Below are 18,221 nucleotides of genomic sequence, written 5' to 3' on the forward strand. Positions count from 1 at the left end.
GGGTTTCCTGGCATGAAGGGAAATCATTATGGATATAATGAGAAGTGTTCTGGGGATGATGGTATTACTGGTCATCGCATTTCTGCTGTCCGTTAATAAAAAACGCATCAGTTTACGAACCGTCGGGGCGGCATTGCTGCTGCAAATCGTGATTGGCGGGGTGATGCTCTACTTTCCGCCAGGCAAATGGCTGGTGGAGCAGGCGGCACTCGGCGTGCATAAGGTCATGTCCTACAGCGATGCGGGCAGCGCCTTTATCTTTGGTTCGCTGGTCGGCCCTAAAATGGATCTCCTGTTTGACGGTGCGGGTTTTATTTTTGCCTTCCGTGTTCTGCCGGCGATCATTTTTGTGACTGCATTGATAAGCCTTCTTTATTACATCGGGGTTATGGGGCTGTTGATTCGTATTCTGGGGGGAATTTTCCAGAAGGCGCTCAGGATCAGCAAAATAGAATCTTTTGTGGCGGTGACGACGATTTTCCTCGGGCAGAACGAAATCCCGGCTATCGTCAAGCCCTTCATCAATAAGCTTAATCGTAATGAACTCTTTACCGCTATCTGTAGCGGGATGGCCTCCATTGCCGGTTCGATGATGATTGGCTATGCCGGCATGGGCGTACCGATTGACTATCTGCTGGCGGCATCATTAATGGCCATTCCGGGTGGCATCCTCTTTGCTCGTTTGCTGAGTCCGGCAACGGAAGACTCACAGGTCACCTTCGAGCATCTCTCTTTTACCGACACGCCGCCAAAAAGCATTATTGAAGCGGCGGCCAGTGGCGCTATGACCGGGCTGAAGATTGCCGCTGGCGTAGCAACGGTGGTGATGGCCTTTGTGGCGATCATTGCCATGCTGAACGGTATCATTGGCGGTATTGGTGGCTGGTTTGGCTACGGGCAGGCCTCGCTTGAGGGGATTTTTGGCTATGCGCTGGCACCGCTGGCGTGGATCATGGGAGTGGACTGGAGCGACGCGACCCTTGCCGGTAGCCTTATCGGGCAGAAACTGGCTATTAACGAGTTCGTGGCCTATCTGAATTTCTCCCCCTATCTGCAGACAGCAGGTGCGCTGGACGTGAAAACCATCGCCATCATCTCATTTGCGCTGTGCGGCTTTGCCAACTTTGGATCGATAGGGGTCGTGGTGGGGGCGTTTTCTGCCATCGCGCCGCAGCGCGCGCCGGAAATTGCTCAGCTTGGCCTGCGGGCGCTGGTAGCGGCCACGCTCTCTAACCTGATGAGTGCGACCATTGCCGGCTTCTTTATTGGTCTGGCCTGATATTGAGCGTGCGCCAGCGGCGGCTGGCGCATGTGAAAGTCTGCCGCCTGTCATGGTTAGTGGAGTAAATGACCAAATTTATTCTCAGGATCCATCTCACGTGCCAGCGCGGTTATACGCTTTTTATCCCTGAGGAGATAGCCAGATTTCTGCTTCTCTAATATGCCTTGCTTCGTAAACTGCGCTATTACAAACAAGAGATGACGGTAGGAGACGCCCATGTATTCCGCTGCCTGGGTATGTTTTTCATGATAGACGTCGTTATGTTGCGTCAGCAGGATAAACGCCGCCAGCCGGTTCGCCAGGGGAAATGACTGATTTTGCGTTAACGAGACAATGTTACGGTAATTTTTATGACTCAACGCAACACAGAGGTAGCGCAGGAAAACCACGTCATTTAATAGCTGGGGCCGAAACGCTTTCATTGGCAGGGCAAGGCACCAGCACTCTTCGATAGCCTGTACCGCCCGTGGTTCATGGCTGATGTCCACCAGTTCAATCTCACCGATGAAACAGGGCGCACCGAAAAAATCGATCAGTGATACCCGCCCATTGGGTAAGCTGGCGTAGAGTTTTGCTCGTCCCCGTGCCAGATAAAACAGGTAAGCCGGCTGGGTGCCTTCTCTGATAATAAAATCGCCTGCCATCACATGAAACAGCCGGGTTTCGCTGACGACCGTTGCGGTGAATCGCTCAATATAGCCGGAATCCCGGATAAGCTGTTGTTTTAGTTCTTTATTTTGTATTTCTTTCACAATGATTTCCTGGTATGAGATTTCTCATATTTTGCAACGGTTTTCTGTTGTTATTCTTCAGTCGTCGGCCTGAATAGTTTTCTTTGATGAAGTGAAAATAACCTAACAGCAACAGAGGAAATAGAATATGGAAAGAAGAAAGATTATCCTGGATTGCGATCCCGGTCATGATGATGCTATTGCCATTATGATGGCGGCAAGGCATCCGGCAATAGAATTGCTGGGCATTACCATTGTTGCTGGAAATCAGACGCTGAATAAAACATTAATCAATGGATTAAACGTTTGTCAGAAGTTAAGCATTAATGTTCCTGTCTATGCAGGAATGCCTCAGCCTATCATGCGCCAACAGATTGTCGCTGATAATATACACGGCGAAACTGGATTAGATGGTCCTGTATTTGGACCGCTCACCCGTAAAGCAGAAAGCACACATGCTGTTAAGTATATTATTGATACGCTTATGGCAAGTGATGGTGATATTACTCTGGTGCCGGTCGGGCCACTCACCAATATTGCGGTTGCCATGCGTATGCAACCCGAAATTCTGCCGAAAATTCGTGAGATCGTATTAATGGGCGGTGCTTACGGGACCGGCAATTTCACCCCCTCGGCTGAATTTAATATTTTTGCCGACCCGGAAGCGGCCAGGGTGGTCTTTACCTCGGGTGTCCCGCTGGTGATGATGGGACTGGATCTTACAAACCAGACCGTATGTACCGCAGACGTGATTGCCAGAATGAAAAAAGTGGGTGGGCCTGCGGGTGAATTATTCAGCGATATCATGAGTTTTACTCTGAAAACCCAGTTTGAAAACTACGGGCTCGCAGGCGGGCCGGTACATGATGCCACCTGCATCGGATACCTGATCAATCCGCAGGGCATCAGGACCCAGGAGATGTATGTTGAGATCGATGTGAACAGTGGCCCCTGCTACGGACGTACCGTATGTGACGAACTCGGCGTGCTGGGGAAAGCTGCCAATGCAAAAGTTGGGGTAACCATCGACACCCAATGGTTCTGGGATTTAACCGAAGCGTGTATACGGATGTATATTTGATTTACGGAATCTGTACTCCCGGTTTTCACGTGTAAAGACTCTTACTCCTGACCTGTATTAATGGGCAGTTTGCTGTCGCCCATATCAATATCAGTCATACCAAAAAAATAATATTGAGATAATCATTATGGATATAATGAGAAGTGTTCTGGGTATGGTGGTATTACTGGCGATAGCATTTCTGCTGTCAGTAAATAAAAAATGCATTAGCTTAAGAACCGTCGGCGCTGCGTTAGGGTTGCAGATTGTTATTGGCGGTATCATGCTCTATTTCCCGCCGGGTAAATGGCTGGCGGAGCAGGCGGCGCTGGGTATTCATAAAGTAATGACCTACAGCGATGCGGGCAGTGCGTTTATTTTTGGATCGCTTGTGGGGCCAAAAATGGATGCGTTATTTGACGGGGCAGGCTTTGTATTTGCATTTCGCGTCCTGCCCGCCATCATATTTATTACCGCACTGGTGAGCTTACTTTATTACATTGGCGTTATGGGGTTCCTGATTCGGATCCTCGGCGGCATTTTCCAGAAAGCGCTCAGTATCAGTAAAATCGAGTCCTTCGTAGCGGTCACCACTATCTTCCTCGGTCAAAACGAAATCCCGGCGATTGTTAAACCCTTTATCCACAAGCTCAACCGCAATGAGCTTTTTACGGCTATCTGTAGCGGCATGGCATCTATTGCCGGTTCGACGATGATTGGCTATGCGGGGCTCGGCGTACCTATTGATTATTTGTTAGCAGCATCGCTCATGGCGATTCCGGGCGGCATCCTCTTTGCCCGTCTGCTCAGCCCTGCAACAGAGGCAACTCAGGTTACCTTCGATAATCTCTCATTCACCGAAACGCCGCCGAAGAGTTTTATTGAAGCGGCGGCCAGTGGCGCAATGGCAGGGTTAAAAATTGCGGCGGGTGTGGCAACGGTGGTGATGGCTTTTGTGGCAATCATCGCCATGCTTAACGGCATTATTGGTGGTATCGGTGGCTGGTTTGGCTATGATCAGATTTCGCTTGAGGCGATCTTCGGCTATGCGCTGGCGCCGCTTGCCTGGCTGATGGGCGTTGACTGGGGTAATGCTACCCTTGCCGGTAGCCTGATTGGACAGAAACTGGCTATTAACGAGTTCGTGGCCTATCTGAATTTCTCCCCCTATCTGCAGGCTGCAGGTACGCTGGATGTAAAAACCATCGCCATCATCTCATTTGCGCTGTGCGGCTTTGCCAATTTTGGATCGATAGGGGTCGTGGTGGGGGCGTTTTCTGCCATCGCGCCGCAACGCGCACCGGAAATTGCTCAGCTTGGCCTGCGGGCGCTGGCAGCGGCCACGCTCTCCAACCTGATGAGCGCAACCATTGCCGGGTTCTTTATTGGGTTAGCTTAATTTCTGGAGAAAGCCGCTCTGCTTCAGGCCAGCGAGGCCTGAAGCAGAGAAAGCGCATTTTCGGCAGACAGGGCAGGGTTATTAATGCTGACACTGGCGCGGGAAATGGCGGCGCAGGCCATGGCGAAGTGGGCGCACTCTCTGAAATCACCCCCATCCATAAAGCTGTAGACCAGCCCTGCCATGAAGGCATCATCAGCGCCAAAGCGATCAATTACCTGATGATCCGGGGAAGGGATCAGATACTGTTCACCCTCACGTTTACTGCAAAACACCGAATCGTCGTCAAGACAGACAAATATCCGCTGAACGCCCTGTTCATGCAGTGAGGCTATTGCCGCGAACTGGTCTGCCTCCCGGCGAATGGGCTCTCCCCACAATATCTGCAACTCTTTAAGGGTCGGCTTCAGGGTGTGGATACGCGAAAGCCAGGGACGGATTTTATCCGCTTTAAACTCTGATACGGTATCCACAAACACCGGAAGATGGCCAGCCATAGTGAAAATCCACTCCAGCGCCTCTTCCGTCAGATTACAGTCCGCTACCACCACGCCCGCATGCAACACCAGATCCCGGGAGTTATTGAGTAACTGTGGCGTAAGCTGCTGCAAAATATGGGTGTCGTTAATCGCCAGCACCGTCTCTTCCTGCTGGTTGGCCACTGAAAGATAGGTAGAGGTATTATGACCGTGCAGGCGCAGACAGCTTTGAACATTCACCCCGGCGACACGCGTCTGTTCCAGCAGCGTTTCACCATAGAAGTCATCACCCACGGCGGAAATCAGATGCACATCGCGTCCGAGCAGGGCCAGATTGTGCGCCACATTGCGCGCCACACCGCCTGCCGAGCAGTGAATACTGCCAGGGTTGGAGGAGGACTGAGGATAATGGATAGCTGCCGTACCGCGAATATCCATGTTAATGGCACCGAAAGCGACGCAATAATCCTGCTCGGTGAGTATATAGCCTTTGCCTTTAATAAGTCCTTTGCGCATCAAATCCATGATATGAGCCGCAACGCGTGAACGGCTTATCTGCAGAATATCGCCAATTTCATTTTGCTGAATCAGCGGGTTACTGCGCAGGATTTTGAGTATCTGTTTTTCCCTGTCATTCATTTACGCGGCTGCCTCTTGATGTTGCTGCGCTTTAAGCCAGGCGATCTCTTCTGCCCAGATATCCGGGTTAATGGTTTCCAGAATCAGTGGAATACCGTCGAAACGGCTGTCCTGCATAATCCAGCGAAAAGCATCATGACCGATGTTGCCTTCGCCGAGACTATGGTGACGGTCAACACGGCTGGCAAACTGGCTTTTCGCATCATTAAGGTGCATCCCCCGCAGATACTGAAAACCCACCACACGATCAAACTCAGCGAAGACATCTGCCGTGGTTTCAGCACTGCGCAAATCGTAGCCAGCAGCAAAGGCGTGGCAGGTATCAATGCAGACGCCGACGCGGGATTTATCCTCCACGCCCTCAATGATAGCCGCCAGATGTTCAAAGCGAAAACCCAGGTTGCTGCCCTGACCGGCGGTATTTTCAATCACGGCTGTCACACCGGTGGTTTTATCCAGCGCAATATTAAGGGACTCAGCAATACGTGCCAGACACGCGTCTTCACTGATTTGCAGCAGGTGGCTGCCGGGATGGAAGTTCAGCAACGTCAGCCCGAGTTGCTCACAGCGCTGCATCTCATCCAGAAATGCGTCGCGGGATTTCTCCAGCGCATCCTGAACCGGATGACCCAGATTTATCAGATAGCTGTCGTGCGGCAGGATCTGCCCCGGTTGATAATGGTATTTTTCGCAGGCGGCTTTGAAACCATCAATCACCTCTGTCGTCAACGGGGCGGCCCGCCACTGACGCTGGTTTTTAGTGAACAGGGCAAATGCGGTGGCATCAATTTCAGCGGCACGGATTGCGGCATTTGCAAGGCCGCCAGCGGCGCTGACGTGCGCTCCAATGTATTTCATGAATAACTCCTGTTAAACCCGCCAGGGGAAAGCAATCCCCTATCATAGCGGGTAAACCGGAGGGAGATGTATGGGTTTATGCCATCACATGGTGTACAAGGAGATTTATTGCCCCGCCCCCTACGATTAACCAGATAAACAGCATCAGCGCCATCAACAGCGGTTTAGAACCTGCACGTTTCAGGGCGCTGATATGGGTGGTTAACCCCAGCGCGGCCATCGCCATGGCGAGGAACAACGTGTCGACCGTGACCAGCGCGTTCACCACACCCTGCGGCAGCAGGTGAAAAGAGTTAAAGAGCGCGACAACGATAAAAAACAGGGCGAACCAGGGGATGGTGATTTTGCTCTTCTGCGCCGCATTCGCCGGTGCCAGCGTTTTTACCCGCATCGCCAGAATAATCAGAAAGGGGGCCAGCATCATCACGCGGAGCATTTTGGCAATAACCGCTGCGTTTTCCGCATCGGGACCGATAGCATGCCCGGCAGCCACCACCTGCGCCACTTCGTGCATGGTCGACCCCATATAGATACCGTAATTTTCCAGGGTAAACAGGTGGCTCAGAAAGGGATAAAGCGCCGGGTATAAAAAGATGGCGAGCGTACCGTAAATCACCACCGTTGCGACGGCTACCGTTACTTTCGACGCTTCAGCTTTCACCACCGGCTCAGTTGCCAGCACCGCCGCTGCGCCGCAGATGCTGCTGCCAGCCCCAATCAACCAGCTGGTCTGGCGGTCAAGACCAAACACTTTCTGCCCCAGCCAGCAGGCTAAAAGAAAGGTGGAACTGAGGGTCAGAACGTCAATAACGATGCCGCTGACGCCAACGTCAGCAATCTGGGAAAAGGTCAGGCGGAACCCGTACAGAATGATGCCCAGACGCAAAAGATAATGTTTTGCCACGCGCACCCCGTCGTCACAGGAGCGGCTTAAACGCGGATAAAGGGTATTGCCGAGCAGTATGCCGAGCAGTATCGCCAGCGTCAGTGCGCTCATGCCTGCTGCGGTCAGCGTCGGAACAGTCCCTGCCCATAAGGCCACGCCTGCGACCAGTGCGCTGAGTGCAAGCCCCGGTAACAGGCCAGGCTTCAGCAGGGGGGCATGTTGGGATTGTGTGATGTTGTTCATAGCCTTCTCCTTTGTCTGCGGAAAAGGGTACGTCGCGATGGTTTAAAGGTAAAATTGATTATATATTTATAATTAATCTTTATAAGTGGTAAGGGCAGGGTATGCATATCACGCTCCGGCAGCTTGAAGTGTTTGCCGAGGTTTTGAAAAGCGGATCAACGACGCAGGCCTCACAGAGGCTTGCGCTGTCGCAGTCTGCGGTCAGCGCCGCATTAACCGATCTGGAAGGCCAGCTCGGTGTACAGCTGTTTGACCGGGTAGGTAAAAGGCTGGTGGTGAATGAGCATGGCCGCCTGCTTTATCCGCGCGCGCTGGCATTGCTGGAACAGGCGCTTGAAATTGAACAGTTATTTCGCGAAGAGAACGGGGCCATACGGGTGTATGCCAGTAGCACCATCGGCAACTATATTTTGCCGGAAGTGATCGCCCGCTATCGTCGCGATCTGCCGGATCTGCCGCTGGATATGCGCGTCGGTAACAGTCAGGACGTGATCAACGCGGTGGCAGATTTTCGTGTGGATATCGGCCTGATTGAAGGACCGTGCCACATGGCCGAAATCATTGCCGAGCCCTGGCTTGAAGATGAGCTGGTAGTGTTTGCGCCGCCGGGCTGCGCATTACTCCAGGGTGAGGTCACGCTGTTACGGCTTGCGGCAGCCCCCTGGATCCTGCGTGAACGCGGTTCAGGGACCCGTGAAATTGTCGATTATCTGCTGCTTTCTCATCTGCCTGAGTTTCACCTGGGCATGGAGCTTGGAAACTCCGAGGCAATAAAGCATGCGGTGCGCCACGGTCTGGGCATCAGCTGTTTATCGCGACGGGTGATTGCCGAGCAACTGGATGCCGGCTCACTGGTGGAGGTGCCGCTGCCATTGCCACGCCTGGTGCGCACCCTCTGGCGGATCCATCACCGCCAAAAACACCTCTCCAGCGCACTCCATCGCTTTTTGCGCTACTGCGACATCTGACTGCACCATCACGATGCGCCTGCACCTTTCTGGTGTGCAGGCGTAGCCATAATCTCTCCCCCGACGCCCGCAGCGACAGCGGCCGTCGTGTAGCGCCGCGTTGGCACATTAGTTGCAAAATATGATTCAAAGAATCTTTTGTTTCATAAGCGACAGGGTGATGACGATGAAAAAGTGGATGCGGGCAGCAGCAGGTGCTGCATTAATGTTCTCCTCAGTGAGTGCGGTTCTGGCGGATCAACTGCAGGATATTCAACAGCGCGGCGTGTTGCGCGTTGCGGTGCCGCAGGATTTCCCGCCGTTTGGGTCAGTTGCTATCGACCTTAAGCCGCAGGGCTACGACATTGACATGGCAGAATATCTGGCAAAAGGCATGAAGGTGAAAGTAGAGCTGGTGCCGGTGACCAGTGCCAACCGCGTTCCCTACCTGCAGACCAATAAAGTGGATTTGGTGATTTCCAGCCTCGGTAAAAACGCGGAGCGCGAAAGGGTCATCGATTTCAGCCGCGCCTACGCGCCGTTCTTTCTCGGCGTATTTGGCCCCAAAGATGCCGCGCTTGCCGATGCCAACGCCCTGAGCGGGAAATCGGTGGGGGTCACGCGCGGTGCCGTCGAGGATATGGTCCTGACCGACCTGGTGCCGAAAGATGCGCAACTGAAGCGCTATGAAGATAACAACACCACCATTTCTGCTTATCTTTCCGGACAGGTGCAGTATCTCGCTACCGGTAACGTCGTGGTCGCGGCCATCGCGCGCCAGAACCCATCGCAAGCGCCGGTGAGCAAATTTATGCTCAAAGATTCACCCTGTTACATCGGCCTGAAGAAAAATGAACCAGCGTTGAAAGCGGAAGTGGACAAGCTGGTCGCGCAGGCGCTGAAAGAGGGCACGCTGAACACCTTCTCCGAAAAATGGATGCAGGCGCCATTGCCGGCTCATTTCGGCGCTTAAGGGGTCGGCATGACGACAACCCTTGATTTTGCCGCCCTCTGGCCCTTCTGGCCGCAGTTGCTGGCGGGGCTGTGGACCACGGTCACCCTGACCACTGTGGCGACCCTCGGTAGGGTGTCGCTCGGGATCATCGGCGCGGCGCTGCGCAGTGGTAAACCGACTCTCCTCAGTCACCTCTGGGGGGCGTATGTGGAGCTGATTCGCAATACCCCCTTCGTGGTGCAGCTTTTTTTCATTGTGTTTGGCCTGCCAGGGCTTGGCCTCAAGCTTACGGCAGGGCAGGCGGCGCTGATTGCCATGTTGATTAACCTCGGCGCGTACAGCACTGAAATTATCCGCGCCGGTATTCAGGTCGCGCCAAAAGGCCAGTGGGAAGCGGCGAGGGTGCTGGGATTAACGAAAGTGCAGACCTTTATACGGGTGATTCTCCCCCCGGCGCTGGGGCGGATTTACCCGGCGCTGGTGAGTCAATGCATCATCGTGATGCTGGGGTCATCGGTGGTGTCGCAGGTCTCATATGAAGAGCTGACCTTTATGGCAAACCTGATTCAGTCTCGCACTTTTTTGAGTTTTGAAGTCTATCTGGTCACCACGCTGTTGTACCTTGCGCTCTCATTGCTGATGCGTCAGGTTTTGCTGGCCGCCGGGCGCAAGTGGTTAGGGAGTGAACACTGATGAGCACATTTACCGACTGGGATATTCTGCGCAACCTGCTGCTGGCCGCACGCTGGACGCTGCTGCTCTCCCTGATTGCCTTTATTTGCGGCACCTTAGTGACTCTGCCGCTGCTGGTGCTGCGCATCAGCCGCTGGGTGTGGCCGAAACGTTGTATTGCAGCTTACGCCGCCCTGTTTCAGGGCACGCCGCTGCTGATGCAGCTCTTCCTGGCGTTCTTTGGTCTTGCGCTGTTTGGCATTGATGTCAGCCCCTGGACGGCGGCCACGCTGGCGCTGACCTTATTCACCAGCGCTTTTTTGCTCGATATCTGGTACGGCAGCATCAAAGCGTTACCAAAGGGGCAGTGGGAGGCGTGCCGCTGCCTGGGGTTAAGCTTCGGTCAGACGTTGTTTCGCGTGATTGCGCCCCAGGCAATACGTATTGCCATCGCCCCGACGGTGGGCTTCTCGGTGCAGGTGGTGAAGGGGACAGCCCTGGCTTCCATTATTGGCTTTGTTGAACTCACCAAGGCGGGCACCATGCTCAATAACGTCACCTTTGCACCCTTTAAAGTGTTTGGCCTGGTCGCGCTGGGCTATTTCCTGATGTGTTACCCGCTGTCGCGTTACAGCCGTTACCTGGAGAAGAAATTCCATGCCGCTCATCACCATTAATGACGTGCAAAAATATTACGGCGACAACCATGTGCTGAAGGGCGTCAGTCTGGATATCGAAATGGGTGAAGTGGTGTCGATTATCGGGCGCAGCGGCTCGGGAAAAAGCACGTTGCTGCGCTGCATGAACGGCCTGGAAGGTTACCAGGACGGCAGCATCAAGCTCGGTGGCATGACGGTGACGGACAGAGATTCGCAAGCCCGCGAGATCAGCCGTTCTGTCGGGATGGTGTTCCAGAGTTTTAACCTGTTTCCCCATATGACCGCGCTGGAAAACGTGATGCTGGCGCCGCGCCGGGTGCTGAAATTGCCCGCTGATGAGTGCCGCCAGTTGGCAAAAGAGATGCTGGAGAAGGTCGGGTTAGGGGAGCGTATGGACTATTATCCGTCGAACCTCTCCGGGGGGCAGCAGCAGCGCGTGGCCATTGCCCGTGCGCTGGCGATGAAACCCAAAGTGCTGTTGTGCGATGAAATCACCTCAGCACTGGACCCGGAGCTGGTGGGGGAGGTATTGCGCGTGCTGGAGCAACTTGCCGCTGAAGGTATGACGCTGATTCTGGTGACCCATGAGATGAGTTTCGCCCGGGAAGTGGGTGACAGGGTGGTGTTTATGCATCAGGGAAAAGTCTGGGAGCAGGGGGAGAGCAAGTCGTTCTTTAATCAGCCGAAGACACCAGAATTACAGCAGTTTATTGCGTCGGTAAGAGGGCTGAACTAGCCCTTGTGTAACCACCCCTCATCCTTACCTTCTCCCCAAAAGGGGGGAGGGACCCTGGTAATATTACGTTTTTACCGCCATAACGCGGCGCAATCAGAATAAAGCAATTACAGCGATGACAGGGTCCGGCTGAAAATCGGCGACGCGTATCCGCAAGGCCGGGGCGCCGCGCAGGGATGCGCGGCGAGGGCGGCTTTACAGGGAGGTTTCCTCCGCCCGTCCCCGATAAGCCTGAAGGATTAAGCGTCGTGGACTGCGCAGCGGCGATTTTCTTAGCCGGGAGCCCGGGTCGCCAGGGTGGTGGCGGTGAACCACCCTGGCACGTTCACGGGTTCTGGAGCTACAGAGAAGCAAGGAAGATAAGGTGAACGGAATGACCCTCAGAGCCGCATGTTCCCCTCACCCTGACCTTCTCCCCCAAGAGGAGAGGGAGCTGTCCGTGCTCGCATTTTCTTTGTGGTAATTCCTTAACCCTGAGTGAGAGGGAACTGTCCGTGCTCGCACTTTCTTTGTGGTAATTCCTTAACCCTGAGTGAGAGTGAACCGAACGAGAATGGCTTTGATTTTCTCCCTCTCCCTTAGGGAGAGGGCCGGGGTGAGGGGGCGTCATCCACTGCCTTACTTATAATCCACCTGCTATCATGAAGGTGTCTAATATGAGGGTTTTTGTGCCAGATTGAACCCTTTTCGTTTGCTACAATCGCGCCTCATTTTTTGGATGGATAGCATTTTCTTATGGTTTGTGAAACTAAAACCACACAAGCGCCCACGCTTCGCCGTGCGCTCAAGGCGCGTCACCTGACGATGATCGCCATTGGCGGATCTATCGGAACTGGTCTTTTTGTTGCATCCGGGGCGACGATTTCCGCAGCGGGCCCGGGCGGCGCGCTCTTCTCTTATATTCTCATCGGCCTGATGGTCTATTTCCTGATGACCAGCCTGGGCGAGCTGGCGGCGTACATGCCGGTTTCCGGTTCATTTGCCACCTATGGTCAGCAGTATGTTGAAGAGGGTTTTGGCTTCGCGCTGGGCTGGAACTACTGGTACAACTGGGCCGTCACCATCGCCGTGGACCTGGTTGCCGCGCAGCTGGTAATGACCTGGTGGTTTCCCGATACGCCGGGCTGGATCTGGAGCGCCGTGTTCCTCTGCGTCATCTTCCTGCTGAACTATATCTCGGTGAAGGGCTTTGGTGAGGCCGAATACTGGTTCTCGCTGATTAAAGTGGCGACCGTGGTTATCTTTATCGTCATCGGTATCATGATGATTGTGGGCATTTTCAAAGGCGCGCAGCCTGCGGGGTGGAGCAACTGGACGACAGGAGATGCGCCTTTTGCCGGCGGCCTGTCGGCGATGATTGGTGTGGCCATGATCGTTGGCTTCTCTTTCCAGGGCACCGAGCTTATTGGCATCGCGGCGGGTGAATCTGAAGATCCTGAGAAAAATATTCCGCGCGCCGTGCGCCAGGTCTTCTGGCGTATTCTGCTGTTCTATGTGTTCGCGATTCTGATTATCAGCCTGATCATTCCGTACACCGATCCGAGCCTGCTGCGCAACGATGTAAAAGACATCAGTGTCAGCCCATTCACGCTGGTGTTCCAGCATGCCGGTCTGCTCTCTGCGGCTGCCATTATGAATGCGGTGATCCTGACGGCGGTACTCTCAGCCGGTAACTCTGGCATGTACGCGTCGACCCGTATGCTTTACACCCTGGCCTGCGACGGTAAAGCGCCGCGTATCTTCGCTAAGCTGTCAAAAGGCGGTGTCCCACGCAACGCGCTGTATGCCACTACCGTGATTGCGGGGCTGTGCTTCCTGACCTCTATGTTTGGTAACCAGACGGTTTATCTGTGGTTATTGAATACCTCCGGCATGACGGGCTTTATCGCCTGGCTGGGGATTGCCATCAGCCATTATCGTTTCCGTCGTGGTTATGTGATGCAGGGGCACGATCTCAATAATCTGCCGTACCGCTCGGGTTTCTTCCCGCTGGGGCCGATGTTTGCCTTCGCCCTGTGCCTGATCATTACCCTTGGTCAGAACTATGAAGCCTTCCTGAAAGACACCATTGACTGGGGCGCAGTGGCAGCAACTTACATTGGTATCCCGCTGTTCCTGATTATCTGGTTTGGTTACAAATTCTCCAGAGGCACCCGCTTTGTTAGCTACAAAGAGATGGTGTTCCCGGAGCGTTTTACGAAGTAAATCTCAGTTCCTGGCAGTCACAAATAAAAACGCCCCGGCAATCTGTCGGGGCGTTTTCTCATGTACGGATATCAGAAGCTATAGGTTAAACCGAGAGTATAACGGCGGCCATCAAGCACGGTGTCGTAGGTATCATAGTCAATTTGCTTATCAAGCACGTTATAGACACCCGCAGAAACCAGCAGATCTTTGGTGGCGTTATAGCGCACGCCCACATCCACCTGCGTGTAGGATGGCGTGCCCTGAGACATAGAGGTACGGCTCAGGTATTCCGAGGTTTTGCCGCGGAAGTTCAGGCGGCTCCATAAGCCCACATCCTGCATCGCCTGCCAGTCCAGCGTGGTGTTCAGCATGTGTTTTGGCATTTTGTTCAATGGTTTGCCAGAGAACTGCCCGCTTTTTTGCTCAGACTCCGTGTAGGTGTAATTGGCGGTCAGGTTCAGGTCAGGGGTGATTTTCCAGCCAAAGGAGGACTCCACGCCGCGCATGTTAGCTTTGTCGACGTTCACCCGGTCACTGACGAAATCATAGCTGACGTTACCGATAGTACAGGCCGGATCGGCGCTACTGTTGCAGCGACGAACTTCAGTTATTTTGTTTTTAAAATCGGTGTTAAAGAGGGTGATCCCGGCGTTCAGGTTATCGTTGTTATCCCACAACAAGGCCAGTTCTTCGCTTACGCTCTTCTCGGGCTTCAAATCCGGGTTACCCACGATAATGCCGTTCAGTCGACCGCCCCCTGTCACCTGTCCCCAGTTCGCGGAGGACTGACGCAAATCAGGTGCCCGATAACCGGCGGATACGCCCCCTTTCAGCGTCCATTGATCGGTCAGATGCCAGACACCGTAGCCACGCGGCGTCCAGTTGGTGCCATAGTTTTCATCCTTGTCCATACGCAGACCGCCGGTCAGACTCAGATTATCGAGAATGGCCCACTCATCTTCAGCAAACAGCGCCCAGCTCCAGCGGGTCAGTTTATTCAGACCGTCTGCCGCTTCCAGCTGGTTACCGTTATCGCGCAGTTTTTCGTAGCGATACTGACCGCCCAGCGTCAGGGTATGCGCATCCAGGAAGATCTGGTTCTGGGTGTTAAAGGTGGTGTTCCAGGACTTCATTTCACGACCTGGGTTATTGGTCTCTTCCTGCTGGAGATAGCTGACGGTGTTGACGTCTTCGTAATACCCGCTGTGGGTCAACGCATAAGTGGTGTGCTCGTAGCGGCTTTCACTTTTGCTGTTGGGGGTGCAGACGCTTCCACGGCAGCTTTGCGCAGCAGACGATTTACCTGGCGTACTGTTTCGATCCTGTAATTCACGTGAGACATCGAAATCGATGTCGTTTTTATCATCCGGTGTAAAGTTCAGTGTGACCCCGCCGTTGCGCAGACGCTGCTCGTTGTAGCCATTAAGAATCTTATCTTCGGCACGACGGGAGAAGAGGCCGGTCGCCTTCACGCCCAGCAGACCATCAATTAACGGGCCGGAGGCATAGGCATTGGTCTGATACAGATCGCCGGAGTCGCGATTTTCCTGCCAGGTGGCATCGCCATGCAGCGAGCCTGTCCAGGCCTGGGTATTGGAGACTTTTTTGGTGATGACGTTGATAACCCCGCCCATTGCATCCGAACCGTAGAGCGAGGACATCGGGCCACGAATCACTTCAATACGCTCTATGGATTCCAGAGGGGGCAGCCAGCCCTGTTCTATACCGGCGTTGTCGCTGTTCGGCCGAGTGCCACGGGTGCTGACGCGTTTGCCATTAACCAGGAAAAGGGTGTACTGGGAGCCCATACCGCGAATGCTGATATCGCTGCTACTGCCTCCGCCCGTTACCACTACGCCCGGGACATCTTTCAGGGCGTCGGTAACATCACGATAGGCCTTATCTTCGATTTGTTGTTTAGAGATAACCGAAATTGAGGCCGGGGCATTCTGGATTTTTTGTTCAAAACCGGTAGCGGAGACAACAACGGTATCCTGGTCGGCGGCGTGTAACAGGGAGGGGGAGAGTGCTGCACAGATTGCGACAGCAAGGACGTTTGCGCGAGGTGTCATCATCATGTCATTCCGTTTCAATGAAAAAGATGCCATATCAAAACCATGAAAACGCTAAGTGTTTGTCTTTTAAGCCTTCATGAGATGGCGAAGCGCAGGGATTGTGAAGAAAAAATGTCTTTATGTAAATACAAGTGAGAATTGAAATCATTTGTATTTAATTATTAATAAATGAAGAAAGCAAAGACGTTCAACGGGATAGGGGTGAATGTAAGGAAAAGTAAAGGGGAGGGCAGGTGCCCTCCCGCCTTATTTCAGGAGATGCCCGGCATGAAAACGCAGGTGATCTTCAATAAAGGAGGCAATGAAATAGTAGCTATGATCGTAACCCGGCTGCACGCGAAGCGTCAGCGGCCATGCATTCTGACGGGCGACTTCGGTCAGTCGCGCAGGTTGCAATTGCTCCGCGAGGAACTGGTCTGCATCTCCCTGATCGATAAGGGTCGGGATAGCATCTTCAGCCTGGCTTGCCTGCATCAAAAGGCAGCTGTCCCACGCCTGCCATGCAGACGTATCGTGACCAAGATAGGCCGTAAAGGCTTTCTGGCCCCAGGGGACTTTTATTGGGTTAACAATAGGGGCGAATGCCGAGACGCTGGTAAAACGGCCCGGGTTTTTCAGCGCCATTATCAATGCGCCATGACCTCCCATTGAGTGACCGCTGATAGCCTGACGATCGCTTACGGCAAATTCCGCCTGAATTAGTGCAGGCAGCTCATCGCGCAGATAGTCGTACATCCGGTAGTGAGAAGCCCAGGGCTGCTCGGTCGCATTAAGATAAAAACCCGCCCCTTTTCCCAGATCGTAACCGTCAGCATCCGCGACATCGTCACCGCGCGGGCTGGTGTCCGGCATGACTAGCGCTATACCCAGCTCAGCCGCCACGCGCTGCGCGCCTGCTTTGAAGGTAAAGTTCTCGTCATTGCAGGTCAGGCCGGAGAGCCAGTAAAGGACCGGCGGCGGTGTATTTTCACGGACAGGGGGCAAAAAGATGCTGAACGTCATCGCGCATTTCAGCACGGTTGAGTCATGTCGCACACGTAGCTGACGCCCTTCAAAACAGCGGTGCTCTTCAAGCAATTCCATGCAAGGCTCCTTTGAACTCGATTAAATAAAAGCGTGATAGCTCTCCATAATACAGATTATTCATGTCGCTGTGAGCAACTTTAACTTTCGCTTCGTTTCATCATATTGCATCATAAATTTTACTTTTTTTTAACTTTCGGGGTGCGGATGGCGCTTAGAATTGCGCTGAGCGGTTTTATTGTGCTGGTCGTGGCGATGGGAATAGGGCGCTTTGCTTTCACGCCTCAGGTGCCGCTGATGATCCACGATGGGCAACTGACCCTGACCAGCGCCGGGCTGGTGGCCGCCATGAACTACCTTGGTTACCTCATTGGCGCATGGGACGCAATGCGTGCCCGTCGCCACGTCGAAATGCGTCTGTACCTCGGCGTCGCGGGTGCCGTTGCTTTGACCTTGCTCTCCGCTGTTGCCGACAACCCGTTCACGCACGCTGCGCTACGTCTGGTGATTGGTGCCATGAGCGGCTGGGCGATGGTGCTGACCGCCGCCTGGACCAACGAGCGTCTGGCACACCATGCCCGCCCCGGCCTCAGCGCCGCCGTGTTTGCTGGGCCTGGCGCAGGCATTGCCTTAAGTGGCGTGCTGGCAGTGGCTATTCAGTCGCGCGGTCTTTCTGCCGCGGCGGCCTGGCAGGTTTACGGCGTGCTGGCGCTGATCCTGATTGCCTTTATTGGACGTTATCTGCCGCGCCCTGGGCAGTTACATCGCTCTGGCGACCAGCCGGCGCCTTTGCCTCTCACCCCTGACCTCAGGCGCCTGGTCTTAAGTTATAGCCTGGCGGGCTTTGGTTACATCCTGCCGGCCACCTTTTTATCGCAAATGGCGGCGCTGCGTTTTCCGGGAAGCCTGTTTGCCCAGTTTGTCTGGCCGGTCTTCGGCGCGGCGGCGGTGGTGGGTATTGCGCTGAGTATCGCGCTGCGTCATCTGGGAGAGAGCCATCAGCGCCTTGCCATAGTGTTATGGCTGCAGGGCGCAGGCGTATTAGCAGCAAGCGTGCTGCCGGGAATGAGCGGACTGGTGACTGGCGCGCTGTTAGTCGGCGGCGGTTTTCTGTGTGCGGTGCAGTTGTCGCTGTTATATGGCCGTGAACTGGCACCGAACCACGCGCGATATATGGCCGGGTTATTGACCACCGGTTATGCTATCGGACAACTGATTGGGCCCGTAACCTCAGCGCTCTCAACCTGGCTTACGCAGCGGCTGGAACCCGCGTTGGGGCTGGCGGGAATCGCCTTGCTGACGGGTGGTCTTCTGGTGTGGAAGCGTGCGCGTTAACAGGCGCGGGCTATTTCATTAATTATCGCCGTGAATACTGGATTCTGTGCGCGAC

16 protein-coding genes are annotated in these 18,221 nt (G+C 54.1%); 10 read left to right on the top strand and 6 right to left on the bottom strand.

Annotation, left to right across the window (positions count from 1 at the left end; translation table 11 throughout):
- Positions 1–28: 28 nt before the first annotated feature.
- Positions 29–1,279 carry a NupC/NupG family nucleoside CNT transporter gene (locus KXR87_RS04005; protein WP_437430964.1) on the top strand — a complete coding sequence of 417 codons (1,251 nt, stop codon included), beginning with the start codon at positions 29–31 and terminating at the stop codon, positions 1,277–1,279.
- Between the two features lie 56 nt (positions 1,280–1,335).
- On the opposite strand, the gene KXR87_RS04010 is transcribed toward KXR87_RS04005, so the two are convergent.
- Positions 1,336–2,034 carry a transcriptional regulator YeiL gene (locus KXR87_RS04010; RefSeq protein ID WP_437430965.1) on the bottom strand — a complete coding sequence of 233 codons (699 nt, stop codon included), beginning with the start codon at positions 2,032–2,034 and terminating at the stop codon, positions 1,336–1,338.
- 127 nt (positions 2,035–2,161) lie between these two features.
- On the opposite strand from KXR87_RS04010, the gene rihB reads away from it, so the two are divergent.
- Together rihB and KXR87_RS04020 are read left to right on the top strand one after the other, a co-directional pair.
- Positions 2,162–3,094: a ribosylpyrimidine nucleosidase gene (gene rihB / locus KXR87_RS04015; protein ID WP_437430966.1), complete on the top strand. Its 933-nt coding sequence runs from the start codon at positions 2,162–2,164 to the stop codon at positions 3,092–3,094.
- Positions 3,095–3,221: 127 nt separating this feature from the next.
- Positions 3,222–4,472 (top strand): NupC/NupG family nucleoside CNT transporter, encoded by a 1,251-nt coding sequence (locus tag KXR87_RS04020; protein WP_437430967.1) that lies wholly within the window; start codon positions 3,222–3,224, stop codon positions 4,470–4,472.
- A gap of 23 nt (positions 4,473–4,495) precedes the next feature.
- Here the strand turns inward: KXR87_RS04020 and KXR87_RS04025 are convergent, their stop codons facing one another.
- From KXR87_RS04025 to KXR87_RS04035, 3 genes are all read right to left on the bottom strand, one after another.
- Complete coding sequence (locus KXR87_RS04025; RefSeq protein WP_437430968.1) at positions 4,496–5,590, bottom strand: sugar kinase; 1,095 nt, start codon at positions 5,588–5,590, stop codon at positions 4,496–4,498.
- Positions 5,591–6,448, bottom strand: coding sequence for a deoxyribonuclease IV (nfo, locus tag KXR87_RS04030; protein ID WP_437430969.1), 858 nt, complete (start codon positions 6,446–6,448; stop codon positions 5,591–5,593).
- 76 nt (positions 6,449–6,524) lie between these two features.
- A complete protein-coding gene (locus KXR87_RS04035; protein ID WP_437430970.1) occupies positions 6,525–7,577 on the bottom strand; it encodes a YeiH family putative sulfate export transporter in 1,053 nt (350 codons plus the stop codon).
- Positions 7,578–7,678: 101 nt separating this feature from the next.
- Between KXR87_RS04035 and yieE the strand changes: the two genes are divergently transcribed.
- From yieE to KXR87_RS04065, 6 genes are all read left to right on the top strand, one after another.
- Entirely contained in the window at positions 7,679–8,545 is an 867-nt protein-coding gene (gene yieE / locus KXR87_RS04040) for a DNA-binding transcriptional regulator YeiE (RefSeq protein WP_437430971.1), read from the top strand.
- A gap of 166 nt (positions 8,546–8,711) precedes the next feature.
- Complete coding sequence (locus KXR87_RS04045; RefSeq protein ID WP_437430972.1) at positions 8,712–9,497, top strand: transporter substrate-binding domain-containing protein; 786 nt, start codon at positions 8,712–8,714, stop codon at positions 9,495–9,497.
- A gap of 9 nt (positions 9,498–9,506) precedes the next feature.
- Positions 9,507–10,172 carry an amino acid ABC transporter permease gene (locus KXR87_RS04050; protein ID WP_437430973.1) on the top strand — a complete coding sequence of 222 codons (666 nt, stop codon included), beginning with the start codon at positions 9,507–9,509 and terminating at the stop codon, positions 10,170–10,172.
- Complete coding sequence (locus KXR87_RS04055) at positions 10,172–10,828, top strand: amino acid ABC transporter permease (RefSeq protein WP_437430974.1); 657 nt, start codon at positions 10,172–10,174, stop codon at positions 10,826–10,828. The genes KXR87_RS04050 and KXR87_RS04055 overlap by 1 nt, the downstream gene beginning before the upstream one ends.
- Positions 10,809–11,546: an amino acid ABC transporter ATP-binding protein gene (locus tag KXR87_RS04060; protein WP_437430975.1), complete on the top strand. Its 738-nt coding sequence runs from the start codon at positions 10,809–10,811 to the stop codon at positions 11,544–11,546. Before KXR87_RS04055 ends, KXR87_RS04060 begins: the two co-directional genes overlap by 20 nt.
- Positions 11,547–12,281: 735 nt before the next feature.
- The gene (locus KXR87_RS04065; protein WP_437430976.1) at positions 12,282–13,751 is read left to right on the top strand and encodes an amino acid permease; all 1,470 of its coding nucleotides are present in this window, start codon (positions 12,282–12,284) and stop codon (positions 13,749–13,751) included.
- Between the two features lie 71 nt (positions 13,752–13,822).
- On the opposite strand, the gene KXR87_RS04070 is transcribed toward KXR87_RS04065, so the two are convergent.
- Positions 13,823–15,808 (bottom strand): ligand-gated channel protein, encoded by a 1,986-nt coding sequence (locus KXR87_RS04070; RefSeq protein WP_437431032.1) that lies wholly within the window; start codon positions 15,806–15,808, stop codon positions 13,823–13,825.
- A gap of 246 nt (positions 15,809–16,054) precedes the next feature.
- Positions 16,055–16,891, bottom strand: a complete 837-nt coding sequence (gene fghA, locus KXR87_RS04075; RefSeq protein ID WP_437430977.1) for an S-formylglutathione hydrolase — start codon at positions 16,889–16,891, stop codon at positions 16,055–16,057.
- A gap of 147 nt (positions 16,892–17,038) precedes the next feature.
- On the opposite strand from fghA, the gene KXR87_RS04080 reads away from it, so the two are divergent.
- Positions 17,039–18,166, top strand: coding sequence for a YbfB/YjiJ family MFS transporter (locus KXR87_RS04080; protein WP_437430978.1), 1,128 nt, complete (start codon positions 17,039–17,041; stop codon positions 18,164–18,166).
- Positions 18,167–18,221 lie beyond the last annotated feature (55 nt).

It is taken from the genome of Yokenella regensburgei (assembly GCF_051486985.1).
GTDB lineage: Bacteria > Pseudomonadota > Gammaproteobacteria > Enterobacterales > Enterobacteriaceae > CBFFRJ01.

Excerpts from the sequence above, each read along its gene's own strand:
- KXR87_RS04005 (WP_437430964.1), top strand. The coding sequence starts at position 29 with ATGGATATAATGAGAAGTGTTCTGGGGATGATGGTATTACTGGTCATC.
- rihB (WP_437430966.1), top strand. The coding sequence starts at position 2,162 with ATGGAAAGAAGAAAGATTATCCTGGATTGCGATCCCGGTCATGATGAT.
- KXR87_RS04020 (WP_437430967.1), top strand. The coding sequence starts at position 3,222 with ATGGATATAATGAGAAGTGTTCTGGGTATGGTGGTATTACTGGCGATA.
- KXR87_RS04025 (WP_437430968.1), bottom strand. The coding sequence starts at position 5,590 with ATGAATGACAGGGAAAAACAGATACTCAAAATCCTGCGCAGTAACCCG.
- nfo (WP_437430969.1), bottom strand. The coding sequence starts at position 6,448 with ATGAAATACATTGGAGCGCACGTCAGCGCCGCTGGCGGCCTTGCAAAT.
- KXR87_RS04035 (WP_437430970.1), bottom strand. The coding sequence starts at position 7,577 with ATGAACAACATCACACAATCCCAACATGCCCCCCTGCTGAAGCCTGGC.
- yieE (WP_437430971.1), top strand. The coding sequence starts at position 7,679 with ATGCATATCACGCTCCGGCAGCTTGAAGTGTTTGCCGAGGTTTTGAAA.
- KXR87_RS04045 (WP_437430972.1), top strand. The coding sequence starts at position 8,712 with ATGAAAAAGTGGATGCGGGCAGCAGCAGGTGCTGCATTAATGTTCTCC.
- KXR87_RS04050 (WP_437430973.1), top strand. The coding sequence starts at position 9,507 with ATGACGACAACCCTTGATTTTGCCGCCCTCTGGCCCTTCTGGCCGCAG.
- KXR87_RS04055 (WP_437430974.1), top strand. The coding sequence starts at position 10,172 with ATGAGCACATTTACCGACTGGGATATTCTGCGCAACCTGCTGCTGGCC.
- KXR87_RS04060 (WP_437430975.1), top strand. The coding sequence starts at position 10,809 with ATGCCGCTCATCACCATTAATGACGTGCAAAAATATTACGGCGACAAC.
- KXR87_RS04065 (WP_437430976.1), top strand. The coding sequence starts at position 12,282 with ATGGTTTGTGAAACTAAAACCACACAAGCGCCCACGCTTCGCCGTGCG.
- KXR87_RS04070 (WP_437431032.1), bottom strand. The coding sequence starts at position 15,808 with ATGATGACACCTCGCGCAAACGTCCTTGCTGTCGCAATCTGTGCAGCA.
- fghA (WP_437430977.1), bottom strand. The coding sequence starts at position 16,891 with ATGGAATTGCTTGAAGAGCACCGCTGTTTTGAAGGGCGTCAGCTACGT.
- KXR87_RS04080 (WP_437430978.1), top strand. The coding sequence starts at position 17,039 with ATGGCGCTTAGAATTGCGCTGAGCGGTTTTATTGTGCTGGTCGTGGCG.